Raw genomic sequence first — 25,643 nt, forward strand, 5'->3', positions numbered from 1 at the left:
AAGAGTGGTTTCTCTTATCGTATCAATTTTTCTCTCAAAGGAGTGTACCTTGGCTCGTCTAACTACCAATGTAACATTACATCCCGATTCTTCTATCGATCTTCATATGCATACAACTTATAGTGATGGACGCTGGCCGGCTCAACAGGTGATTGATTTTCTGGCAAAAGAAAAATTCGATCTGATTGCTGTAACTGACCATGATCGTGTAGATAAAGTTGCTGAAATCCAGGCACTCGGTGATGCTCAACGGCTACCCGTCTTATCCGGTGTGGAGATGAGCACCCAGTGGAACGGACCTATCGGTGATGGTCGCATGGGCGATATGCTCTGTTACGGTTTTGATCCTGAGGATAATGCGTTAGCCCCGCTCGCTGAAAAAATCGCTCGCCTACAATTAGAGAATACCCACGAAGTTAATGAGAATCTACGCCGTAAAGGTTATGATTTTCCACGCCAGGAAGAATTACTGGCGGCGAACGGTGGCAAACTGCGCTTTCCCGTTGATAATGCCATGCTATTGCGTGAACATGGCCATGTGCCAAGCTGGCAGGCGGGTATCCAGATGATGAAGCAATCTGGTTTTTATTCTGTACGTGCGGATATGGCCGAGACCGTAGATGCGGTACATCGCAGTGGTGGAGTCTGTGTCATCGCCCATCCAGGCAGGCGCGAGAACGGCTTTACCTTCTATGATACGGCGCTATTGGATCAATTGCGTGCTGAAATATTAATCGATGGTATCGAAACATATCATCCTTATCATAGTCAGGAAATGGTCAAAATTTATCTGGAATATGTAGAAAAAAATGACCTGTTAGGCACCACCGGATCCGATTCCCATTGTATTCCGGGACGTATGCCCATGAAGTATCGTGCGGAGATCAGCCGCCGTTTCCTCGAGCGTGTCGGTGTGCATGTTGAATAATGGCCAATAAAATGCGATAGCCAGAATGTTGAGAGAGGATAAACAACATTCTGGCTACCGCGGAACCTGTCTTTAACTGTCGTGACTATTATTGCTCGTCGCGACTATAAACCTCAGAATCGTTTCCTCCCGAGCGCTCACGATTGCGGCGATGTTCCTCGGCAAGCTCATGTAAACGATCCACATTGTTTCCCTCATCGTTAGAGGTATTCGCGTTAGGATTTTGATCCTGCCTTATACCAGCATTCTGATCATTATTATAAGGCTGCTGATTGGCATTAGCATTGTTATACTGTTGCTGTTGGTCAGCGTTAGCGTATGGCTGCTGGTTAGCGGTAGTGTTATACTGCTGCTGCTGATCGGCGTTAGCGTATGGCTGCTGGTTAGCGGTAGTGTTATACTGCTGCTGCTGATCGGCGTTAGCGTATGGTTGCTGATTAGCGGCATTGTTATACTGCTGCTGGTCAGCATTGTTGTACTGCTGATTAGCGGCATTGTACTGCTGCTGGTCAGCGTTGTTGTACCGTTGTTGTTGGTCAGCGTTAGCATATGGCTGCTGGTTGGCATTGTTATACTGTTGCTGATCGGCGTTATAATTATTGGTATTAGCATAAGCTTGCTGGTCAGCATTATAACTAGTATTAGCGTTAGCTGTGGTGCTTACATTTGGATCAGCGTTAATACCTGTGGCGCCATGCGAGCTGAGGATACGTGCTGCTTCTTGATCGCGGCCATCGGCGCGAACCGAAACTACATGCTGTCCTGACTGAAAGGCGTTGTTATAGTAGCCCGCATGCTCCTGTGCTACACCAAGTTTGACCAACTCTTCATGCAGATTGGTGTCGGCAGTCTGACCACCATTATTGGCAAAACCTAATTGCTCACGGGCAAAGCCTGCATTATGTAAATCTGAAATGGCTCGTTTAGCCTCTTCCTCGTCCTGAAACACTCCTACTACGAGCGGATTTTGAGGTGTATTCATAGCTTTTGTTCCTTCTTTCTTGTTGTGTCTATATCACCTACAAGGCTGCTGGAACCCTGCTTTGTCTAGCTAATATATTAAATGTGTGTTTTATTGACAGATAAACTCAATGTATGCGCATCGAATTTTTGAGTCCAGCTCTGGAATTCCATGCTTTTTCTTTAAAGCATGCTCTGTATATACTGTTGGTACGATCTATCAAGCTGAATAGTGTCAGTATAAACGCAGCTATAAGGAATTTCTCTGCTATTTGGCTTTAATAATGCCAGTTGTATTAAGGGGTTGACGGCAAGTCCAGACTACATTTAGAGGTTACTTACTGGCTTGCTCCAGGACACCATAAAGTAACGCTCCCCATTTCGCTTAATATCGAAATGGGGAGCGTTATTGTTTTCCAAGGAAGGAGAGAAGGTTCAGGTTAAGGATTCATCGGAGGACCTTCAGTAGGACGATTGTCATCGAGGTGAAGTTTATCGTCAATGTAATCCTTAGCACGATCAAGAGCACTTTTAGCATCAGGCCGCTTCTCGCCGCGTGTATCAGGAAGGATCTCACCTTCACTGCTCATGCGCATCTCTTCACGTTTAACCTCGCCACCAACGCTCTGACCCCCCTGAACGGAGCGTTTGTTCACATCCATATCTCCAACAATTTTAGTATCTCTGGAGATATCGACCTGTTGTTCGCTAAAAGGAACATTCATCGCTTTACTTTCACCCGCTGCCATGTTTTGAGCCTGCCCACCTTGCATTGGTTGCTGCCCCATCGCGGGTTTCTCCTGTCCACGCATACCAAAGGTCTCTGTTATAGATTCTTTGGCTGCCCCATAAGTGCTGCTGGTTTTGTCGCGCACAGTGCCAGCATCAAAGCCTTTAGCCTGACCAGTGTCAAAAGGTTTCTGGGGTTCGCGAACAGCGTCAGCATCGTAAGATTTAGCCTGACCAGTGTCAAAGGGCTTTTGAGGCTCACGCATGGCGCCAGAGTCATAGCCACCTGTTTGACCGCCAGCAGCTTCAGCATTGTAGGTACCCGTCTGACCGCCAGCAGCACCCGCAGTATAAGCACCTGCCTGGCCACCGGTTGCCCCGGCGTTGTAAGCACCTGCCTGACTGGCGGTCCCAGCCATAGTGTTCTTCTCATCTATTGCACCATAGCGATGCAATATACTTATGACATCTATTTCCCGTTCTCGTGCGTCCACAGATACAATAGGGCAACCAGCATTATACTGGTTTTCATAGTAAGTAGCCGCATCAACTGGTACACCCAGATTCATCAGGTCTTTGCGTAAGCTAGAAGTAGCTGCATTACTGTCACGTAAAGCAAACCCCAGTTGATCCTTGGCCAATCCTAGTTGCAGGATTTCATCTAACGCGCCTTTGGCATCTGTATCTCGACTAAAGACACCGATAACCAGCCGATTATAGTTAGTTGTCACTGCTTTTTCCTTTCTACATGTCAGCCCAACAATTTTTTTTGGATCTCTACGCAGCAAGCTGCTAGCCTTGACTTTAATTGGAACTACTACTACTATCTTTTCCTTCCCTTGTGATTGTTACACGAACATCTTCACCAGTGTGTTACTGATAAACGCATCTATAGTAGAAATATGCATTAATAAACTCAGGTGTAATAAATTAATAATGTGTATAGTTGCTGTGATTATAGTGCACTTAAAGCTGATTATAATTTGAGCGCGAACACTTTGAGTACAAGACGGCCCGCATAAGTATTTTTCGTGTGGAACGGATGGAGATGATTCTGTTTGAGGGACATTTCTTACGTGAAGCGATAGCAGGGACAAGCCCTGCCGTTACGTGAGGCGGTAGCAGGGACAAGCCCTGCTGTCGTGGGAGAGTGGCTCAATGGGAGTGAGCGCTTCGGTTGTCAATCTTTTGCGAAGGAGTTGAGGAAGATGAACAAAGATAGTGGCAATCCCGATGGTTGCCACTGTCTTTTTAAAGGGGATTATTGTTGGCTGTATGCGCGCACAGCTTCGACGATCAGGTGGTGTTCCTGGAGTTTGAGTTTTTCCTGGAGTGTTTCGGCTGTGTCTCCGGGTTCAATTAGGACTTCCGAACGGCCAATTACTGGTCCCGCATCGACTTCGGGTATGACGTAATGGACGGTGCTACCCGTTACTTTCAGGCCAGCTTCCAGCGCCTGCTCAATTACATGCAGACCGCGTAAGGCGGGGATCACGCTGCCATCGCTGGTTGTGTAGCTGCTTCCACCGTCATCTGGTAGGAGCGCGGGATGAAGATTGATCATACGCTGTGGAAATTGAGCGGTAAAGTTGGCGCTCAAGATGCGCATCCAGCCGGCCAGTATAATCAGGTCGGCCTGGAAAATCCGGATCAGGGAACTGATACGCTCCTCGACCTCTTCGCGTTTTTTCCAGGGGATATAGATGGCTGGGAGCTTGTGTTTGAGTGCTCTTTGCAGTCCATAGGCGTTGGCTTTGTTGCTGATCACCAGCACAATTTCTACCCCTGGTAACTGCTGGCTTTCAATGGCGTCTATCAGCGCCTGCAGATTGCTCCCGCTACCTGAGATGAGTACCGCGACGCGTAATGGCTTGCTCGTCCTTGACTCTAGTGGCTGCTGATTTGTACTATGTTCGATACCGCTCATCCTTTGTTATCCTCTTTGTCTCCTGGAAATTAATGCTTGTTGCTGGCTTCTAGTCCACGGTGCGCAATATCCTTGCGATAGTGCATACCCTCGAAAGAGATATATCTAGCTGCATCATAGACGCGGTCCACCGCTTCCTGTAGCGTGTTGCCACGTGCGACGACGCTGAGTACACGGCCACCGCCTGTGACGAGTTGATTATCTTTCATGGCTGTTCCGGCATGGAAGACATGGACGTTTTCGAGTTTATTGGCCTCTTCAACACCTGTGATTGGAATGCCCGAATTATAGGTGCCGGGATATCCACCAGAAGCCAGGGTCAGGCTGACCGCTGAGCCTGGATGCCAGAGGGTTTGAGAATCAATCAGCTTATCACTACTAAACTCAAGGATGTCCAAAATATCCTCTTTTAGCAGGAGCATAAAGGCCTGGGTCTCTGGATCACCGAAACGTGTATTATGCTCAATGACCATGGGTCCTTTGGCGGTAAGCATGATATTGGAGTAGAGGACTCCTGTGAAGTCGATGCCGCCATCTTTCATAGCATGCAGGGTTGCGTCGATAATCTGTTTGAAGATCTGCTCGCTGTGTGCCGCATCTACAAATGGCAACGGCGTAAAGACACCCATCCCGCCTGTATTCAGGCCCTGATCGTTGTCCAATGCCCGTTTGTGGTCCTGTGACAGGGCGAGGGGCAAGAAACTGGTGCCGTTGCAGATGGCGGTCGCACCGATCTCGTCACCCTGTAAATAATCCTCAAGTACCACTACATCACCGGCCGCCCCGAAGATGCGCTCGACCATCATTTGTTGCAGGGCATCTTGCGCGGTCTCCATATCCATGGCGACGATGGCACCTTTGCCAGCGGCATTGCCATCGGCCTTAACGACAATGGGCGCACCATGTTGCTCCAGATAGGTTTTGGCCAGCTTGTAATCGTTAAATGTACGATGTTGGGCGGTCGGAATCGCGGCGCTGGTCATCAGCTCTTTCGCAAAGGCCTTACTACCTTCCAGAGCAGCCCCGGCCTTGACTGGACCAAACACTGGCAGGCCACGGCGCCGGAAGAGATCTACGATACCCTCAATGAGCGGAGCTTCAGGCCCCACGATGGTCAGGTCAATCTGATTTTTTTCAGCAAATTCGGCCAGCTCGTGTAATTGATTTACTCCCAATGGAACGCGTTCCGCATCAGGAGTCATACCTGGATTTCCGGGGGCCGCATAGATCTTGTTGACACGTGGGCTTTGCGCTAGCTTCCAGACCAATGCATGCTCACGTGCGCCAGATCCAATAACGAGTACGCGCATAAATAAAACCTCCAATGTAATGGATTGCGGGTAATCTGCTTAGCAAGGCCAGGGAACACATGGGATTCCCCTTCAGCGGATTGCGTTTCTGCTGAAGGGGCTATGTGCATCTGTTCCCTGGCGTTTTAGTTTAGATCGTTGACTTGTTATTGTCCCTTTACTGCTGTATCGCGGGGGAAAAATGTCATCTGCTTGGCGCGGTGTTTGGCTTCTTTGATTGGATCAAATGGCCAGCCCTGTTTTTCCATGCAGCCATAGCAGAATTCTTTGTTTAAGAATTGTAGCGCGCTCTCATCATTGGTCTGCTGGTTGGGGTGTTCCGCCGTCTGGATCGCGCGGCCCAGGCCAGCCATACTGACATATCCCAGGCTATCGACGCCAATGTAGTCTGCGACTTCCTGCACGCTTCGTCCAGCGGCGATCAACTCATCTTCCTGGGGTATATCGATACCGAAGTAGCAAGGATGACGCAGCGGTGGCGCGCTGGAGCGCAAGTGGATCTCTTTGACGCCACGGTTACGCAGGGCTGAGACCAGGCGTTTCATGGTATTACCACGTACGATCGAGTCATCTACAATTACCAGGCGGGCGCCCTCAACTTTTGGCTGTACAAAATTGAATTTCAGATCAACTTCCAATAGCCGTAAACGCTGGTCTGGTTGGATAAATGTACGATCACTATAACGATTCTTAATGATAGCCTGACTGTACGGAATTCCCGAGGCTGCGGCATAACCCAGGGCGGCCGGGATAGATGAGTCGGGGACCGGTACCACCAGATCAGCATCGACTGGATGCTCTTTAGCCAGTTCTCGGCCCAGCGACTCGCGCACATTGTAAATATAGGCATCATTGAGGCGGCTGGTCGCTTCGGAAAAGTAGATATGTTCAAAGACACAGAGTGAGGCTTTCTGGGCTTTGACCAATAATTCAGAATGCATACCATTTTCATCAAAGGTGATGAATTCGCCTGGCTCAACTTCACGTACATACGTGGCACCCATGCGATCCAAGGCACAGGACTCTGAGGCGGCGATCCAGCTATTGCCGATACGGCCAATACAGAGTGGGCGCATACCCCAGGGATCACGCATAGCGTAGAGTTTGTCTTCCGCGAGCATGACCAGGCTGTAGGAGCCACGAAGAGCTGGAAACGTTTCGATCATGCGCTCACGCAGGGTTTTTCCCTGTGCATAGAGTAACATGAGCGCAATAATTTCGCTCTCGGTGGTTGATCTTAAGTTCTCATTGGGGAAGAGCTCGCGTAGTGTCTCACCATTGACGATATTACCATTGTGTGCCAGCGCGATGGTCTCGTATTGGCTTGTGCGCTCACCCACCACGAAAGGACCCGCATTCTCCACGCAGCTCGAGCCGGTGGTTGAATAGCGCACATGGCCGATACCACAATGGGTTTCCGGTAGGCTCGTGCCTGAATCTCGAAAGACTTCGCGTACTTTGCCCATGCCAACACGGTGGGCAACCTGGCCATTGCTATCATAAACGGCCATGCCCGCGCTCTCTTGTCCTCGATGCTGTAAAGCGGTCAATGCCAGGGTAATATAACGGCGCACGTCGAGACTATCGTCGCCCTTTGGCACATAGATCCCTACTATTCCGCAAGCGTCGTGTAGTCGCTCCATACTCGGTTCCTCGTATTCTGCTTTTGCAAGATATGTAGCCTTTTCATTAACGATTTATGATGCTTATGAGTTGACCTGTAGCTTTCCGGTCAGGTCTGCCACCAGTGCATAGCGGTCCGCGATATCTTGTAATGCCGCGGGCGTGACTTCCTGGAGATTGCGATACACTTGTTTATCAAGCATACGTGATTTATCTCCGCCGGGCCAGAGACGCCAGCTATCGTTATCTATCACGTCGGCAACCATCAGGTGGCCCTGAGGATCACGACCAAACTCAATTTTCAGATCGACGAGTGTGACATCCACACTGCTCCAGGCACGTTCCAGGACCTCAAAGACGCGGCGACCTTCCTGTGCCATCCACTCGATCTCTGCCTCGCTGGCCAGTCCCAGTTCGATAATGTCTTTGGGCCAGATTTGTGGATCGTGGCGTGCATCATCCTTTAAAAATGTTTCGATCAGTACAGGTTCAAAACGTGTACCTTCACTGATCTCTGGATTGCGCTTAAGGTATGATCCTGTCGCGATGCGGCGCTGTACTTGCTCGATTGGAAGCATGCTGCAGCGTTTGACTAAGAGTGTGGTATCGTCAATCTTCTTGACAAAATGCGTGGTAACCTTGCCTTCATTGAGCAAGCGAAAGACATTTGCCGTGGTAATCGTGCTCAGGCGCGACTTTCCGGCTATTTCATTCTTGCGTGCCCCATCGCCCGCAGTGATCTGATCTTTACCCACCATATAGACCAGGGATTCGTCGTTTGGATCAGCATAAATTGTCTTGGTCTTACCTTCGACGAGAAGTGGACCAAAGATGGTATTGTTATTGGTCATTGCAGGGACATCCTTTCTCGAAACCCCAACCTACCATGTTAACTGGACACCTGTGCCCTTGCTGATATTGCCGATGGTTCGCAACTCGGGTAAGCAACTACGAGCCTCTAACGCCGCTTTAGGGGCCAGCACAATTACCATGCCAATTCCCATGTTAAAGGTGCGATACAGCTCTTCATTTTCGATGTTTCCCAGGCGCGCCATCAATTGGAACAGTGGAGGAACGGTCCAGGATTGGGTATCAATGTTGGCTTGAGTTCCAGCCGGCAGGATACGCGAGATATTGCCTTTGAAACCACCACCCGTGATATGGGCAATCCCCTTGAGATAACGGTTGCGATCGGCCAGATACTCACGGAGCAGGCTGATTTCGCGTAAGTAGCTACGATGTGGACGTAACAAGGCATCCGCCAATGACTCGCCAAGCTCAGGCAAGACAGTCTCCAAGGCATAGCTCGCGAAAATGCGTCGGGCCAGTGAGTAACCGTTGGTATGCAGGCCATTGGATGGGAGCCCTAGAATCAGGTCTCCTTCTTCAATGGTGCTACCATTATGGGCCTCTTCCTCTTCAACAACTCCTACAATCGTGCCTGCCAGATCAAATGCACCCTCAGCATAGACATCGGGCATCTCAGCTGTCTCACCCCCCAGGAGAGCGCAATTGGCTTCCTGACAGGCGTTAGCCACGCCCCGGACAATGGTTGCTGCCTGGATAGGATCAAGCTTGTTAACGGCCAGGTAGTCCATAAAGAATAGTGGTCTGGCGCCTTGTGCTAACAGATCGTTGATGGAGTGATTAACAATATCATAGCCGATGGTATTATAGCGACCAGCCTGCGAGGCTAGCAAGGTTTTGGTGCCAACGCCATCGGTTGAGGCGACCAGGGCGGGCTTATGCATCTTGCGCAAGTCTCTAGCACTGAACACGCCAGCAAAGGCTCCGACGCCGGCCAGCACATTCGGACCTTGAGCAGCACGGACCGCCTCTTTCATCAAGCGCACCGCTTTTTCGCCTGCCTCGATGTCAACTCCACTATCCGCATAGGAGATCGTGGCTGCCGAGCTTGCTCGTACTTGCTGTTCGCTCGTCGCGCTAGATTGCAGGAGTGATTGAGCATAATCGTAAGCGTTCTGGAAAATCAGGAGCCCATCACCCAGATCCTGACCATAACCACGGCGCTGCGGATGCTGTAAGGCATTAACATAGCGCTCGGGATGAGGCATCAGGCCAAAGACATTACCCTGGATATTACAGACGCCAGCGATTGCACCCAGCGATCCATTTGGATTGTCAGGATAGCTGACGGGCTCACCGTTCTCGCCGTTTATGCGGCTATAGACCAGGGGAATCTGACCATTAGCTTGCAGGCTGGCGATATCGCCCTCGAAGACAAATTGTCCTTCACCATGTGCAACAGGCATCTCGACGGCGCGCTCCAGACCTCGGGTGAAGATACAGGAACTTTGTCGGGCTGTCATGGTGACCCAGCGACATTCAAATTGGGCCGATTCGTTCTCGGTCAGTGTCGCCTTCAACGAGGCATCCTGTTGCTCACCCGGAAGAAGTCCCAGGCGCACCAGTACCTGGAAGCCATTACAGATGCCTAGTACAGGACGTCCCTCTGCCACGAATCGCGCCAGCTGTGTACCCAGGTGAAGCTTTAACTTCTTTGCCAGCAAGGTACCAGCACCCAGATCATCTCCATAAGAGAAGCCGCCCGGAATCGCCAGAAAGTGATAGTCCAGTAGTTTTTCGGGTGCTTTAAGAAGTTGATTGATATGGACCAACTCGGTCTCAAAGCCGACCAACCGACAGGCCTGTGCCGTTTCGCGGTCACAGTTAATGCCTGGCGCACGTAAAACCAATGCACGTAATGCGCCCATTATGCCTGTCCTCCCTTCCAGGATGCTTGCAGTTCATCCACACCAACGTTCATCAACTCCTCATCCCCATTCTGGATAATGAAACGCGAGCTGTTGGAGACACTACCAATACGATAAAGTTCATCAACTCCGTTCGCTTGCATATGTTTCTCAAATGTTCCCAGTTGCTCAGGTGTGACTTCAACCAGAAAACGGCTGGCGGATTCACTGAAGAGCCGGGCGACCGTAATCGCGTCCGGTGTAAGTATATCCGCATCTTTGATGCCGAAGCGGTTGATATTCAAGGTGGCACCGCGTAATCCGGCCAGGGACATCTCAGCCGCCGCCAGGGCCAGTCCACCTTCTGAAAGATCATGGCAACTGCGCACCAGACCCTGCCGAATGGCTTGTCCCAACACGTCCATGGTCTGTAATGCATGGCTCACACGTACCTGGGGTACGCTGGTCTGTGGGAAGAGGTTGGCAAAGGAATCGGGATCGATGACCTCCGCATAGTGTGAACCGGCCAGTTCGTTGCTGGTTGCGCCAACCAGATAGAGCAGGTTGCCGGGTGTCTTGAGGGCCATATCCACGGTTGCTGTGACATCCTCAATCACGCTGACCGCTGAGATCACCAGGGTTGGGATCACCGGAAAGCGTTTTCCATCGGCGCGATATTCGTTGTTCAGGCTATCTTTACCAGAGATAAATGGCGTGCCAAAGCCTACGGCAGCGTCATGACAGCCTTTAACGGCCCGTACCAGCAAGCCCAGTTGCTCAGGATCCGTGGGATTACCCCAGCAGAAGTTATCCAGAATAGCGGTCCGGTTTACATCGCCACCGACGGCGGTCAGGTTGCGTAGCGCCTCATCGACGGCATTGAGGGCCATGTGATAGGTATCAATTTTGCCATAGAGCGGATTGACGCCATTTGAAATCACTACACCCGCTTTTGAATGAGGATCCTCTTCGATCAGCGGTTGCAGGACCGCTGCATCTCCCGGTCCATTGCCTGCCCGGCCTACCATTGGCTTGCGTACCGTGCCTCCCTGGACCTCATGGTCGTAGCGACGCACAACATCTTCTTTAGAGGCGATGGAAGGATGACGCAAGAGTGCGAGGAGTGTGGGGGCCAGCGAACTTTTGACACTCTGCACTGTGCTGGTCGCGGCAGCAACTCTGGCTTTCTTCGTCTCGTCCCTGATCCATACGGCTTCCAGTGTCTTGCGTGGCAGGCCATCGTGCAGGAATTCCATATCCATATCGGCCACCACCTGTCCACCATAGGTCAGGGTAAGGCGATGATCGTCGGTAAAGGTACCTAGAATACTGGCCTCAACCTCTTCAATCTCGCAGATGGCCAGTAGCTCATCAATGTGGGCCGGTGGCACTGCCAGGATCATGCGTTCCTGAGCTTCCGAGAGCCAGATTTCCCAGGGAGCCAGACCTTGATATTTGAGTGGCGCTTTCATCAACTCGACGCGGGCTCCGGTCTCGGCTCCCATTTCACCGATCGCGGAAGAAAAGCCGCCGGCTCCACAGTCTGTGATCGCGTTATAAAGCTTGCGATCACGGGCCTGGATAATCACATCGGTGACCTTTTTCTCGGTGATTGGCGCGCCGATCTGTACCGCGGTTCCAGCCTGGGTATTGATCTCCAGGCTCATCTCGCCTGATGAGAAGGTGGCACCATGCACTCCATCGCGACCGGTACGTCCACCCAGGGAGACGATTAAATCGCCGGGTTGAACATTGCGGGGATGGCTACCGTGCGGCAGGATACCCAGACAGCCGCAAAAGACGAGTGGATTGTAGGTATAACCTGGATGGTAAAGGATGGCGCCATTGACGGTGGGGATACCCATCTTATTGCCATAATCACGAATGCCGTTGACGACTCCCGTGGCTATGCGTCTGGGGGTCAGGATGCCCGTGGGCAGTTCTTCAGCAGGCGTGTCCAGTGGCCCAAAGCAGAGAATATCGGTACAGGCAATTGGTTGTGCAGAGACACCCACTACGTCACGAATAACACCACCTACGCCGGTATTGGCCCCACCAAAAGGCTCGATTGCCGATGGATGATTATGTGTCTCGGCCTTAAAGGCAATATCCTGCGTCTCGGTCAGGCGAATAATACCCGCATTATCACTGAAAGCCGACACCAACCAGTCCTGTTTGACTTTGTCGGTGGCGCTAACAATATAGCGCTTGAGTAGACCCTGAATAGTCTCGCTTTCAATGGTATTGCCATGGCTATCGATTTCCCGATAGTTCACGTTCGCTTTGAAGGTTTTATGCGAACAATGTTCCGACCACGTCTGCGCCAGGGTCTCTAGCTCGACATCGGTTGGTTCACGTCGCTGCTCCCGATAGTGTTGTTGGATTGTACGCATCTCTTCCAGATTCAGGGAGAGCAAGCCAGCACGGCTGACTTCAAGGAGCTGCTCGTCCGTCATAGTTGAAATAAAGATGGTACGAGCCGCCTGCCTGGCGTGGTCTGTGCTGGAAGTATCGGTTGTCTGGCCGTCCGCTTGTGCAGCACTGACTTCAGGTAAAGTATGTGCCGCCTGCGTGGCCTGGACCCCTTTATAGGGATATAAAGTATAGTGTTGAATAACAGGATTAAATAATAACGCTCTGGCGATGTTGTGAGCATCGGCCTCACTAAGATGATGATCTAAAAGATAGCGCCGACCGGTCTCGACATGTGCCAGACCTTTGATCCCTATCATTTCCGCCCCGGCAATAACGCTTTCAGCGAGCGTATCAGTGACGCCAGAATGAAAAAACACATCGACAATATGACCTGTCTCTGTGTCCTGTTGTTGCTCTAATTCTGTTGTAACTAATGCCTCTTGTACCACCGGATCAACCAGGAGTTGCTGCGTTAATTGATCCAGTTCTTCAGCACTGAGGTCGCCCGTGATATGGTAGATTTGTGCTGTACGGATATTGGGTTGTGTGGAGTCCACGGATAAATCCGCTAGGGATGGAAGGTTTTTTTTTGGTAAAAGTAATATTTCGTGAGCGAGTTGATGCGCGTGAACGTCATGACGATCCGCGACTGCTCGCACTTCTATTTGGTGTAGTGTCACGTTCCTCTGATCCTGGCTGGCTGCCTCAATGTCAATAATTTGACATCAGGTGACTGCTAGTAAATAGAATGTCCGTGCTGGTCTGATCCAAGGGGACAAGCTCATTGTAGCATTTTTATTTAACAGATGGCAAATTACTTATTGCTGAGATAACCGTCTCAAGCCAGGATTCACCGAACTTTAGGGCACCATAGAAAAGCAGATTTGGTTCGCCTGTAGCGGAGATATTGCCATGCTTTTCCAGCAGAAATTGTTGCAGGCTGGTCGCGCTCACATGAAGTGTTTGGAGGTTTTTTATCTCGTGATCCTCGGGTTTTCTTTGCAGGACCATCGTTAGTGGAATGTGCAGACGCGTTAGAAAGCAGAGCTCCGCATGTGGCGTTGCCAGGTCATAGACGAGTCCCAGGCAGATCTGTTCACGGATGTCAGTGGCCTGAATGCCCGTCTCTTCAAGGATCTCACGTTGCATGGCCGCGAATGGATCTGGCAGTTGGTGCTCTGTGGTGTCCAGGCCGCGCTCAAAAAAGCCGCCGATGACATGATAGCGGCCCACATAGACATCAACTCCCTGGCGCTGCTCCAGCAAAATAAAGCCATCACTGGTCTCAACGACGGAGCAGACGGAGAGTGGATTTCCCAATTCGCCACGGCTACGGCCTTGCGTAAAACTGGTTTCGCGGGTGAGCACATATTCTTTGTAGCTGGTATCTCCCAGCATCAAAGCCAGCGTATTGCTTGCTCCTGATTGTGCGTCGATAAAACGATAGAGGGGTGCATCAAAAAGTAAGCGTTGTTGTTGTTGGGCCTGTTGGAGTTTCTGCTGCCAGAGCTCATCCATCGACGCCTGTTGTTCCACGTGAAACAACAGGCGCTGGCTGGATTGATATGTGATCTGTAAGTCCTCTGGCCGATAGACGCCACGGGCAAGGATCTCAAATTCAAACATATACTTCCCTGAATTTTTTGCTTATTCCCATTCGATGGTTGCGGGAGGCTTGGAGGTAATATCGTAGACCACGCGATTAATTTCAGCGATCTCATTAACCAGACGATTAGAGATACGACCAAGCAACTCGGGCGAGAGTCTGGCCCAGTCGGCAGTCATGAAGTCGCCACTGGTAACCGCGCGAATAGCCACCAGATTTGCATAGGTGCGATAATCACCCATCACACCAACGCTTTGAATCGGTGTCAGGACCGCAAAGGCCTGTCCCAACTGGCGATAGATACCAGCCTTCTGGATCTCCTCAATCACAATTTTATCGGCGGCACGCAGCACCTCTAGCCGTTGCTCATCAATCGCACCGATAATGCGAATTGCCAGGCCGGGTCCTGGGAATGGATGTCGCCAGACCCAGTCCTCTGGAAGTCCCAGGGTGGCTCCAATCTCGCGCACTTCGTCTTTAAAGAGCATTCGTAACGGCTCTACCAGTTTCAGTTTCATTTCCTTGGGTAGTCCGCCCACATTATGGTGGGATTTAATGCTCTTGGCCGTTGCCGCGGTATCATGGCTGGTGCTCTCAATGACATCTGGATAGAGAGTGCCCTGGGCCAGGAAGGCTATATCACCATGCTCTTCGGACAGGCGCACTGATTCATCCTCGAAGACGCGAATAAACTCTTCGCCGATGATCTTGCGTTTCTGCTCAGGATCAACCACATTAGCCAGCCGATCCAGGAAGCGTTTGCGGGCATCTACCACTACCAGTGGAATATGCATATGATTGCCAAAGGTATCCACCACCTGCTCACGCTCGCCCGCTCGGAGGAGTCCTGTGTCGACAAAAATGCAGGTTAGTTGATCTCCAATTGCTTTATGGATTAATAGTGCCGCTACCGCAGAGTCGACTCCGCCGGAGAGGCCGCAGATAACGCGTTCTTGACCAACCCGCTGGCGAATTAAATCGACCGCCTCATCAATAACGTGGCCGGGCGTCCAGCTTGGCTCGCAGCCGCAGATGCGGAACAGGAAGTTACGAATAATCTCTTTGCCCTGTGGCGTATGTGTCACTTCAGGATGGAATTGGAGTCCGATGTAGCCCTTTGGACTACCAATCGCAGCCACGGGATTACTTTCAGTGCTGGCCAGCACACGGAATCCTTTGGGGAGCTGATCTACGCTATCGCCATGGCTCATCCAGACAGGCAGACGTAGAGTATGGTTCTCAGGTGTCTCTAGATTCTCTGTTTGTTGTGGTGAAGCTGAGATACCCTCAAAAATACGGAAACTGGCAGGATCTTTACTGGCGTCCGGTAGAACTTCGATGGTGGCTGGACCATATTCGCGTAGTCCATGCGAGAGGGCAACGTGTCCACCCAGGCTTGTGGCTAATAGCTGCATACCATAGCAGATACCTAAGATAGGTAGCCCACTATCAAGGATGGCTGGATCACATGAAGGCGCATCGGCATCATAGACACTGGATGGTCCACCGGAAAAGATAAAGCCTTTGATATCGAGATGTTCATTCTTCTGTAGTTCGGCTAGCGTGGTGGTGGCGGGGACAAGTTCGCTATAAACATGGCATTCGCGAATGCGGCGTGTAATCAGACGGCTATATTGGGAGCCGTAGTCGAGAACGATGATGGCCTCGCGGCGCTCTGGTGTGTGCATGGGTTCCCTTCCTAAAAACAGAACACATCAAAGAAAGCAGTGCCCTGGAGGCGGCCTCTTAGGGATGGACGCCCCGACTTATTCCAGGCAATGGGAACCCGTGGGTATAAAGTGGTACGTGTTCTAACACTCCTTGGATGTTTGATGATGCATAAATGGGTGTTACCATACGTCCACTGCCCACAGATCCTCATTGCTTCAGGTTATTGCGTGCGATATTGATTTTAGAGTATATCACACAGTGATCTCTGCATCATTACTCGCCAGCCGAGAAATTATTGTGAAGGCCGCCCACCTGTGATTAGACTATGCTGACACGCTCGGTTGAGCAGGTTGAGCCACAATCTTATTTGCTTGTCTGGCCGCTTCCAGACAGGTGACTCCCATGCTACTGACTTGAGCACTATGACGGACGCCTGCTGGAAGTAACATGCAGTCCCCAGGCTCCAGATCAACATAGAGTGCCAGACCCGCTTCATCCAACTGGTCTGGTAGAATAAAGCGAATTGAGCCGCGCACACAATATAATACTTTTTCATAACTATGCGTATGCGGAGAATAGGTATCACCAGGAGCATTGGACCATGAGTATGGCTGTAAACCCTGAGATTGCATTTTTCTACAGAGTTCTCGTTCCTGGGGTGGGGCTTGACCGTGCCAGCGAATTATCTGCATTCCAGACTCCTTGTTCTTTATGCTTAAGATCAGATCTCTCAGTAGCGGCAGGGCTTGCCCCTGCTCCAGTTCACGTACGTAACGTCCTTCAAACATGTAATTGTGTGATGGCGAACATCGCCATGCGTGTGCTGTGTACTGCTTGTGTCTGGTCGGACGTGAGCTGGAGCAGGGGCAAGCCCTGCCGTTACGTTGCATTATCCTCCGACCAATGCCTGACCGAAATGTAGTAAGGACAATCTCTGCCGTACGTGCTGTCTCCTCTTCGATCTGTTACGATGAGTTGAAATTTGAATTTAGTATAGCGAAGCTCTATGAACATTATGTGAAATAATCGCAAAAAGTATGTTAATAAAATATTGCTTGTGTACACGTTAACTATTGAAGTTGGCTCAGGAAAACAGTACAATGGAAAGAATATTCCCTTGGCTATTGGATGCTTTGATAAGGAGGACCTCATTACCTATGAGCACGACACAGGTGACAGCGGTACTGTATCAGTTGCAACTTGTTGATCTGGAACTGGATCGCGTTGTGGCTGAAAAACAATCATTATCTACCTCCTTGCAGGGTAGTGCCACGCTCCGTAAGGCACGCGCGGAGTATGACACTGCACGACAACATATGCTTTCTAATCAACAGGCCCAACAAGATGCCGAGTGGTCGCTTGAAGAAGTAAAGCAGCGCCTGGCTAATCAGGAGCGACGTTTGTATGGTGGTTTGATTCAAAATGGTAAAGAACTTCAGGCTTTACAACAGGAAATTCAAACTGTGCGCGCCCAGCAGAGTCGTCAGGAGGAGCGCTTACTGGAGGCTATGGATTCGACCGAGGCTGCGACTGAGGTGGCTCAGCGTAAGGCTGTAGCTTTGCAGGAGGCTGAGGAGCATTGGAACCAGGAGGTTCAAGCTTTGCAGCTCCGCCGTGAGCAGGTGGATGCGCGTTGGCAAGAGTTGAATACGAAGCGGCAGGGTATTGCTGTTACACTTGGGGAAAACTTATTAAAGCGTTATGAGACGATGCGGCGTACCAAGCAGGGGCGCGCGGTCTCTAAAGTGGATCAGAATTCATGTCAGTGGTGCCGTGTGATTTTGACGCCCAGTGAGTTACAGCAGGTGCGTATTAGTCCTGAGTTGCAGACGTGCACTAATTGTGGACGTATCCTCTATTATGAACGCTAGCGCATTTGTGGCTGGCGTTTTTTTATGTTTTTATGGTTGCTTCTGTCCATGTCTGGCTGGGTATTCTTTATTATGATTATCCTGGTCGGTCATGGATATATATTTTGTATTTGTGAATGTATACGAAGTCTTCTTTATTTGCGTCGAATTCTATAGCGTATGTTTTTTGAGGGTGTCTGAAGTTTAGGTTATGCGGGATCATTGCACCTGGCGCACGCGAGCACTAAAGTGCTCACCCTATTATTATGTTGTGACAAATACTGCGCTAGCGCAGTATTTGTCACAACATAATAATAGGGTGATATTGCAATACAATGTTGGTGGGATAATGCGATATTGACGTGGTGATGCGGTATTGGTGGATCAATGCGATATTGGTGTAGTAATGTAATATTGTTGTGATGATGCAATACAATATTGGTGTGGTAATGCGATATTGATGGATTTGTCGTGTTGTAGGAGTGACGTTGCTGGCGATGAGCGGGGGGATGGTGGTAAAAAAATCGTTGGGCTGGCCGTGTAACCTGCTAGTATTTTGAAACGTATTTATTGCGTATCTCTCAAAATTTCGTTCTCCTATTGCGTATGACGGATATGCTATACTGCTTTATTTAAAGGCGATAGTAACCGCCAGATCTGGTCAATAGTAGTAGACGAAAGATCGTTATGCGTGTAATATGGAGACAATTATAACGTGTTCAATACCCGGACTCTATTAGGATCACTCTCCCAGAGTGGTTCTAAAGATGCAGAAAGCAGGTCTGAACCGATGGATGCTCAGGCTACATATAATATGTATCAGAACCCTAATGATCAGGGTTCTCGGGGCCCCAGGCGACCCGACAATGGTGGAAATGGTAATAATCCAGGTGGTCCGCGTGAAGGTGGGAATGGTTCGTCCATGCTCTTCCGCATCATCGTTTTTGCCGTGGTGCTGATTGTAGGCTTTTACCTTTATCAGCTATTTACTCAGGGTGGCAATACTGCCGGTTCCGATGCAATTGAAGTACCATATAGCACATTTTATCAGCAGATTAGAAATGGCAATGTGGAGTCGGTTACGTTCCAGGGTCAGGATGCAACCGGTACCTTTAAAAATGCTATTACGGTCAATCAGAAAACAGGGAATAAGTTCCATTTTCTGACGTTGCCCGATGGTGATCCAACGTTAACTAAGTTGTTACAACAGTATAATGTTGTCTATCAGGCCAAGCCTGTTCCTGACAATAATCTGCTGTACATTTTACTTAATTTCTTACCATGGTTGCTGGTCATTGGCATTTTCTTTGTGATTATGCGTCGAGCCACGCAGAGCCAACAAAATATCTTTAGCTTTGGTAAGAGTCGTGCCAAATTAATTCTTGAGGATCGTCCTTCGACCACATTTGGCGATGTGGCTGGTGTTGATGAGGCCAAGAGTGATCTGGTTGAAGTTGTTGAGTACTTGAAAACCCCTCAGAAGTTCCAGCGCCTGGGTGGCTTGATTCCTCGTGGTGTCTTGCTGGTGGGCCCTCCTGGAACAGGTAAGACGCTGCTTGCTCGTGCGGTAGCCGGTGAGGCGGGTGTCCCATTCTTCTCGATGAGTGGTTCTGAATTTGTCGAAGTACTGGTTGGTGTTGGTGCCAGTCGTGTACGCGATCTGTTTGATCAGGCGAAAAAGGCTTCTCCCAGTATCATCTTTATTGATGAAATTGATGCCGTTGGTCGTCAGCGTGGATCAAGTATTAATAGCAATGATGAGCGTGAACAGACGCTGAACCAGTTGCTGGTTGAGATGGATGGCTTTGATGCTCGTCAGGCTGTGGTCGTGCTTGCCGCTACCAACCGTCCTGATGGACTGGATAAAGCTCTGTTGCGACCTGGACGTTTTGATCGTCGTGTGACGGTAGATCGACCCGATTGGAATGGTCGTCTCTCGATCCTGAAGATTCATACACGTACCGTGCCTCTGGGTAAAGATGTCGACCTGGTAGCGATTGCTCGTTCGACCCCTGGTATGGTTGGTGCCGACCTGGCAAACCTGGTCAATGAAGCGGCCCTGCTGGCTGCACGGCGCAACCTGGATTATGTTACCCAGAGCTGTTTCCTTGAGTCTCTGGACAAGATTCAGATCGGTGCTGAGCGTCCGTTGATCTTGAGCGATGAAGATCTGAATGTCATCGCTTACCACGAAGGTGGTCATGCTCTGACTGGCTTGCTGACAGAGTATGTGGATCCTGTGACGAAAGTTACGATCGTTCCACGTGGTCAGGCCCTTGGTGTGACCCAGTATACGCCGCTGGATGATCGTTATAACTACGGTCAGGAATATCTGGAGGCGCAGCTGATTACGGCCCTTGGTGGTCGCGCCGCTGAACAGGTGGCGATCGGACATATCACAACTGGCGCTGAAAATGATCTGCAACGCGTAACAGCCATTGCTCGCCAGATGGTTACCAAGTGGGGTATGAGTGAACGCATGGGAACAATCTCGTTCAGTGAGCGTGAAGATCCTTTTGCGGGTACCTCATTGGCCAGTAATTCGCGTGAGTATAGCGAAAAGACTGCTACCTTGATTGATGAAGAGGTAAATCGTATTGTGAAGCATGCCTATGAACAGGCTGTCAAATTGCTGACCGATCACAAGGCGACGCTGGATCGTATTGCGCAAGCATTGCGTACCAACGAAGTCATTGATGCTAAACAATTGCGTGAAATTATGATTGAGACAGGCGCTATCGAGGCTGCCCCCGCCTCTTACCGCTAATCAGGCTCCAATAAAAATCGACCTGCTCTCATGAGAGCAGGTCGATTTTTATTGTTGAAAAAAAGTTTGGCCGAACTTCTATTACTTACGGACCTCTGCTTTAAGCAGATCTTGAATCGTTGTGAGTAGGGTGTCCTGGGCGCATGGTTTGACCAGATAGGCCTGCGCACCTAGCTCACGTGCGCGCTGTCGATGTTTATCCGAAGTACGAGACGTTAACATAACTGTTTTGACATGCGCTAATTCTGGATACTCGCGGATCATATTCAGCACATCGTAACCATTGAGATTGGGCATCTCAATATCCAGCAGAAAAATGTCCGGCGTGTTCTCTAATAGCTGCTCGATAGCCTCCATACCGTCCCTGGCTTCGATAACTTCATATCGATCTCTCTGCAAGGTCTGCAATACCGCTTGCCGTAGATAAGCCGAGTCATCCGCAACCAGAATTTTGGGTGCATAATTGTTCAGCCGCTGCTGCCTGGCTATGTCCTCATCGGTAGAAGGATTGGGGATGACTGTTTGTTGTTTATAGTTCCTGATAAGCTCATAAAGGTCAAGCATTAAAAGTACATTGCCATGTCCATCAATCCCGCCTTCTATAATACCTGGTCGCTGTAAATAGGCGGGCAGGTTCTTCAGCATGAGCTCACGTTCAGATAGAATTTCATCCACCAGAATGCCAGTAGTTTTATGTGTGCCCGATTGTAGTATCAGAACTGGTTGGATTGCCTGGTTTGTTGTTTCCGTGGTAGAGAGGTTGGGGAAGCCTAACAAGTCTTTGAGGCGGTATATGTAATCTAAATGTTCCTGTGAGAGAGAACTGACACGTTGTAACTGGGTAATTGGTACTATGAATTGTTGTTCTTCATTGCGTATCAGCAAGCATAAAACTGTTCCTTGTGAACGCGGGATAGAGAGATGAAAGCTAACCCCTCCTAAGCTATTACGCTGGAAGGTAATGTTTCCATTGAGGGCTTGCAAGGGTTTTTGTAGTATCTCCAGTGTGCCGCCTAATACAGGCATAGAGAAGCCGATCTCAATGGTAACATCATTGCCATAACTATGCGCACGGAACCAGATATGATATACCTCTTCCTGTTCAGCCTGGATTACCGAGGTGTCTGAGATACACATGGATAGCATTTGTTGTAATGGAGTTGCCAGAGCGGCTAGAATTTCCTGATCAATTTCGAGGGCATCGCCTGTGGCGGAAAATTCTAGTTTGTATTGTTGTGCCAGGGCACTGCTGCTAATGACCTTTTGTAATGTTGGGATCAGTGTACTCAGGGGTGCGAGACGTAACATCTGAGTATCGCTACGTACAACGCTAACGCGTGCCATATATTCTTGCTGTACAAGTTGCAGGGCCGTATATGCGGCATTAACCCGTGCGGCACAGATAGCCATCTGGCTGATAGCCTCTCGTAAAGAATGGAGCAGTAAATCTTGCTCAGAATACTGCTCAAGATCCAACTCATCCCAACCATTCTCGTCTGGTTGTAAGTGTAGTTGGGGGCGCTTGCGGTGTTTGTGGAAGTGGGATGTATCTTGCTGGGCGTTGTTAAGAATGCGGGCAATCAACGATGAAGACGTATGATCCTGCCCCAACTGTCTTGTTTGTCTGGTGAGTAGCGCAGTCGATAACGATTGTTCCAGTTGATGGAGACGGCTCTGGGCTGCCTGCTGAGCCTGTAGCGCCGTTTTGACCTCTCGCTGGGCGCTTTCCAATGTAGCATGTAGTTCAATCAATTGTTCGCTATGATTGCGCAAACTCTCGAATCGATGCGTTTCAATGCGCATCAGCAAAGGGGCTGATCTATTGGCCGCACTGGATTCGTGATGGGAGGTGTCTGTATCTGTTGAGGCATTGATGGCCTCACTTTGATCGACTGTAGGATCTTCAAGAGGAATGGTAAACCTGCTCTGATTGGCTGTGTCCGAAGTGATATCTGCCGCCATGTTAATGCCCAGTTGATGATAGGTTGACTCCAGCGCTGTCAACAAGTTGGGATCGTCCGGTTCTTGTCCCTCTTCTAGCAGATAGCTATGGCAATGTTCGAGGGCTGCCACTGCCTGGGTAAGTGCCTGTTGTCCAATGGTAGGTTCTATGATTTGTTGTAGCACCTGCTCCGCGATCGTCTCAATATGCTCTGCGATGATTGAGATCATGATATAGCCAACCGCGCCAGCAGTCCCACGAAGCTTATGGCCTGCGCGCTGAAAGACGGTAAAGCGTACAGGGGAAAGTGCGCTGGCCTGTGCCATCTGTCTCAGCGCCACTTGCATCTTGTTGATATCTTCGCCCGCTTCCTCAAGGAACACCATCAACATTTCAGCATCTTCGTCTAACTCATCATCTGCTTGCGTCTGATCTTGATTGCTGTTTTCATCGGCAGATGTGCTAGCAGCGCCATTGTAAGCGGGCCAGCTATCTATCGCGTCGAAGGCATTTAGGATGGCCTGATCTTCATTTGTTAGTTCATTCTCATCAAAGGGGGGATTTATCTCATTCATGGCATCTTGAAAGTTGCTGTACTACATTGGTTACTATCATAGGAATATTCAAAATAGGCACTCCTGCATATGTACCTTGAATGGTGCCTTCTGGTGTCGCGCATTCTTCGTCATGAACTGGACTCATGGATTGGATGAATTCGATAGGAATAGTGGTGCGGGTATCTTTGATGGTTACGGCCAGCCCAAGTGTGATATCAGCTGTCTGCACAATAAATAAAATGCGGTTCTCATGAATGTACACTTGTTGTTGGGTTAGATATGCGGCCAGATCGATGACTGCAATCATCTCGCCGCGCCAGGCCGTAACGCCAAGCATCCATGGTGGGGATTGTGGTAATTGGGCAAAGGCGCGTGTGCTTGGTAAGACCTCACGTAAAACGTCAAGTTGAATCATAGCTGAGCCATTATTCAACTCACACTCTAAATATTCTTTTGTTTTAATTGTAGGTTCAAGGGGTGTCTTTGCCAGTTGTACAGCGTGTTGCCAGAATTCTTGATCGCTTAGCCGCTCAAGGTAATCGGCATGGGAATGACTCAATACGGTTGTTGGCAGAACCGGATGTTGACTCATAGTGTTTATATATTCTTTGTCTAATTTGGTGTGGGTGCACCCAGATGTGACTCGATGACTGCGATGATATCCTGGGTTTTAAATGGTTTGGTTAAATAATCTTTGGCTCCAGCCAGGCGACCTTTAAGTTTGTCAATCATACCATCACGGCGTGAGAGCATTACGATCACGGTATTACTGAATTGGGGCTTGGTTTTTAAGCGTCTGGCGACCTCATACCCATCCATTTTAGGGAGCCCAATATCAAGAATGACCAGATCAGGAATACGCGCCTGCGGCTCGGTTAGCCAGCGCATGGCTTCAACGCCATCAGGAAAACTCTTGACCTCAAAACCTTCGCGTTTCAGGCAGGTTTCTACAATCTTGCGGACTGTCGCAGAGTCATCGATAACCATTACGAGTTTGCTCATACCTATGTCCTCTCTCTCTCGTCCCACTACCATCCCATTGTACCTGACATTATGTCAATACACAAGAGCAAATACTATCATGGTCTACTGTTACCCATGACATTCTTTTGCTGCTGTAGCTAACTTGTGGCTCTATCCTCTATTAGCGTGCCGTGAATATTTTTTCAGGCGACTGCTTTATGTCAGGCCATGTTACCATACAGTTGAGATAACTTGCAACAATATGCCGTAAAGATTGTCTTAAGATTTTTATCCATGCATTGAAACAAATGCATGTTTTGTTCTTTAATTGGATGGTATATAAGGGTCCTGGGGTGCATCTGTAGGATCATAATCGTGCTGCTGGCTACGGATGGCAACGGGTAAGGTAAAGGTAAAGGTGCTGCCTTCTCCAACCGTACTTTGAGCCGTAATGCGCCCGCTATGGGTCTCGACCACATGGCGGGCTATGGCTAATCCCAGGCCAGTGCCGCCACCACCAGGACCAATAAAGCCAGCTTTGGCTCTGGCGCGGTCGGTTTTATAGAAGCGTTCGAAAATACGAGAGAGCTCTTCGGCGCGGATGCCTACGCCAGTATCTTTGACGAAGAAGCGCTGGGCGCGTTGATCTGGTTGCAGGATGGTGCCGATAACGATCTGTCCACCTGAGGGTGTAAATTTGATGGCGTTATGTACCAGATTAACGAGTACGCGGGTGATCTGTTTACTATCAGCGGCGACCAGCGTTTCGCCATTACGAACATCTGTGACCAGCAGCACACGATGGCGCTGGGCCAGGGGAAGCATGCGGGCCATGACTTCGCGTACCAGGCGTTCCGCTCCAATGGGTTCGATGGTCATCAGGGTCTGTCCTGATTCGATGCGGGAGAGCTCTAGTAGTTCGGCGACGAGTTCACTGAGATACTGAACCTCATTCTCGATTTTTTCGACGAACTCCTGGGCTTTATCTGGATGGGTGTCGATGGTATCTTCCAGGGTTTCCGCGAGTAGCCGCACGGAGGTCAGCGGCGTACGCAGTTCATGTGAAATGTTGGCGATAAAGTCACGTTGAATGCGTTCAATATGGCGGGCCTCGGTCATATCCTCAATGATGACTGCAAAGTACTGGAATTCGTTGGTTGGAGCTTGCGTATGATGGGTGAGAGGTGAGACGGTGACTTTCCAGGCGATATCCGAATTGCCCTGCTCATACTGGCCTTTTTGCTGGCTATTGGTGTTGATGCTGCTCTGGACCAGGCTCATAATAGCTGGATTGCGAATCAGCTGCCCTAGTCGCATGTTGGGAACCCATTGAGTGGGCTCATAGAGCTGCAGGCCGCGTTGATTACAATGTAAGATGGTACCCGTGCGATCGATGACAAATGCTGGCAGGGGTGTCGCTTCCATTAAACTTTTAAATAGCTCGTTAAAGTCAATCATGGTGATATCTGAGCTCAAGGTCTATCAGCCTCCTGATGATCTGGTCCCACTTATGTTTGTTTGACTCCGGGTGTAGTAGAAAAGACTATTCTACTACACAAAAAAGGCCACCGCTTGGTGGCCTTGAGTGACTCCCCGAATAGGACTCGAACCTATAACCGATCGGTTAACAGCCGATTGCTCTACCATTGAGCTATCGAGGAAGGTTGTTCACTTGGAACAC

General features: G+C 49.8%; 18 protein-coding genes and 1 tRNA gene. 3 read left to right on the plus strand and 16 right to left on the minus strand.

Annotation, left to right across the window (positions count from 1 at the left end; translation table 11 throughout):
• The first annotated feature begins 49 nt into the window (after positions 1 to 49).
• Positions 50 to 928, plus strand: a complete 879-nt coding sequence (locus tag EL633_RS10010) for a PHP domain-containing protein (protein ID WP_246039112.1) — start codon at positions 50 to 52, stop codon at positions 926 to 928.
• A gap of 88 nt (positions 929 to 1,016) precedes the next feature.
• Here EL633_RS10010 and EL633_RS10015 read toward each other — a convergent pair whose 3' ends face one another.
• The 11 genes from EL633_RS10015 to EL633_RS10065 all read right to left on the minus strand — a co-directional run bounded on the left by EL633_RS10015 (position 1,017) and on the right by EL633_RS10065 (position 16,575).
• The gene (locus EL633_RS10015; RefSeq protein ID WP_126627045.1) at positions 1,017 to 1,910 is read right to left on the minus strand and encodes a hypothetical protein; all 894 of its coding nucleotides are present in this window, start codon (positions 1,908 to 1,910) and stop codon (positions 1,017 to 1,019) included.
• Positions 1,911 to 2,328: 418 nt separating this feature from the next.
• The gene (locus tag EL633_RS10020; RefSeq protein WP_126627046.1) at positions 2,329 to 3,348 is read right to left on the minus strand and encodes a DUF2382 domain-containing protein; all 1,020 of its coding nucleotides are present in this window, start codon (positions 3,346 to 3,348) and stop codon (positions 2,329 to 2,331) included.
• 530 nt (positions 3,349 to 3,878) lie between these two features.
• Complete coding sequence (gene purN / locus EL633_RS10025) at positions 3,879 to 4,544, minus strand: phosphoribosylglycinamide formyltransferase (RefSeq protein ID WP_126627047.1); 666 nt, start codon at positions 4,542 to 4,544, stop codon at positions 3,879 to 3,881.
• A 29-nt stretch (positions 4,545 to 4,573) separates the two neighbouring features.
• The gene (gene purD / locus EL633_RS10030) at positions 4,574 to 5,854 is read right to left on the minus strand and encodes a phosphoribosylamine--glycine ligase (protein WP_126627048.1); all 1,281 of its coding nucleotides are present in this window, start codon (positions 5,852 to 5,854) and stop codon (positions 4,574 to 4,576) included.
• Between the two features lie 146 nt (positions 5,855 to 6,000).
• Positions 6,001 to 7,497, minus strand: coding sequence for an amidophosphoribosyltransferase (gene purF, locus EL633_RS10035; RefSeq protein ID WP_126627049.1), 1,497 nt, complete (start codon positions 7,495 to 7,497; stop codon positions 6,001 to 6,003).
• A gap of 63 nt (positions 7,498 to 7,560) precedes the next feature.
• Entirely contained in the window at positions 7,561 to 8,328 is a 768-nt protein-coding gene (locus EL633_RS10040; protein ID WP_126627050.1) for a phosphoribosylaminoimidazolesuccinocarboxamide synthase, read from the minus strand.
• Positions 8,329 to 8,358: 30 nt separating this feature from the next.
• A complete protein-coding gene (purM, locus tag EL633_RS37260; protein WP_126627051.1) occupies positions 8,359 to 10,212 on the minus strand; it encodes a phosphoribosylformylglycinamidine cyclo-ligase in 1,854 nt (617 codons plus the stop codon).
• Positions 10,212 to 13,163 carry a phosphoribosylformylglycinamidine synthase subunit PurL gene (gene purL, locus EL633_RS10050; RefSeq protein WP_126627052.1) on the minus strand — a complete coding sequence of 984 codons (2,952 nt, stop codon included), beginning with the start codon at positions 13,161 to 13,163 and terminating at the stop codon, positions 10,212 to 10,214. Before purL ends, purM begins: the two co-directional genes overlap by 1 nt.
• A gap of 238 nt (positions 13,164 to 13,401) precedes the next feature.
• Entirely contained in the window at positions 13,402 to 14,232 is an 831-nt protein-coding gene (locus tag EL633_RS10055) for an NUDIX hydrolase (RefSeq protein ID WP_126627053.1), read from the minus strand.
• Between the two features lie 21 nt (positions 14,233 to 14,253).
• Positions 14,254 to 15,900, minus strand: a complete 1,647-nt coding sequence (guaA, locus tag EL633_RS10060; RefSeq protein WP_126627054.1) for a glutamine-hydrolyzing GMP synthase — start codon at positions 15,898 to 15,900, stop codon at positions 14,254 to 14,256.
• A gap of 306 nt (positions 15,901 to 16,206) precedes the next feature.
• Complete coding sequence (locus EL633_RS10065; RefSeq protein ID WP_126627055.1) at positions 16,207 to 16,575, minus strand: cupin domain-containing protein; 369 nt, start codon at positions 16,573 to 16,575, stop codon at positions 16,207 to 16,209.
• 465 nt (positions 16,576 to 17,040) lie between these two features.
• On the opposite strand from EL633_RS10065, the gene EL633_RS10070 reads away from it, so the two are divergent.
• Positions 17,041 to 17,754 (plus strand): zinc ribbon domain-containing protein, encoded by a 714-nt coding sequence (locus EL633_RS10070; protein WP_126627056.1) that lies wholly within the window; start codon positions 17,041 to 17,043, stop codon positions 17,752 to 17,754.
• A gap of 694 nt (positions 17,755 to 18,448) precedes the next feature.
• Complete coding sequence (gene ftsH / locus EL633_RS10075) at positions 18,449 to 20,500, plus strand: ATP-dependent zinc metalloprotease FtsH (RefSeq protein WP_246039113.1); 2,052 nt, start codon at positions 18,449 to 18,451, stop codon at positions 20,498 to 20,500.
• Between the two features lie 81 nt (positions 20,501 to 20,581).
• Here ftsH and EL633_RS10080 read toward each other — a convergent pair whose 3' ends face one another.
• The 5 genes from EL633_RS10080 to EL633_RS10100 all read right to left on the minus strand — a co-directional run bounded on the left by EL633_RS10080 (position 20,582) and on the right by EL633_RS10100 (position 25,623).
• Entirely contained in the window at positions 20,582 to 23,017 is a 2,436-nt protein-coding gene (locus EL633_RS10080; protein ID WP_126627057.1) for an ATP-binding response regulator, read from the minus strand.
• A complete protein-coding gene (locus tag EL633_RS10085; protein ID WP_126627058.1) occupies positions 23,010 to 23,591 on the minus strand; it encodes a chemotaxis protein CheW in 582 nt (193 codons plus the stop codon). Before EL633_RS10085 ends, EL633_RS10080 begins: the two co-directional genes overlap by 8 nt.
• 20 nt (positions 23,592 to 23,611) lie before the next feature.
• Entirely contained in the window at positions 23,612 to 24,001 is a 390-nt protein-coding gene (locus EL633_RS10090; RefSeq protein WP_126627059.1) for a response regulator, read from the minus strand.
• Positions 24,002 to 24,286: 285 nt separating this feature from the next.
• The gene (locus tag EL633_RS10095; protein WP_126627060.1) at positions 24,287 to 25,438 is read right to left on the minus strand and encodes an ATP-binding protein; all 1,152 of its coding nucleotides are present in this window, start codon (positions 25,436 to 25,438) and stop codon (positions 24,287 to 24,289) included.
• 113 nt (positions 25,439 to 25,551) lie between these two features.
• Positions 25,552 to 25,623, minus strand: a tRNA-Asn gene (locus EL633_RS10100).
• Positions 25,624 to 25,643: the final 20 nt, after the last annotated feature.

The organism is Dictyobacter alpinus, assembly GCF_003967575.1.
Taxonomy (GTDB): domain Bacteria; phylum Chloroflexota; class Ktedonobacteria; order Ktedonobacterales; family Ktedonobacteraceae; genus Dictyobacter; species Dictyobacter alpinus.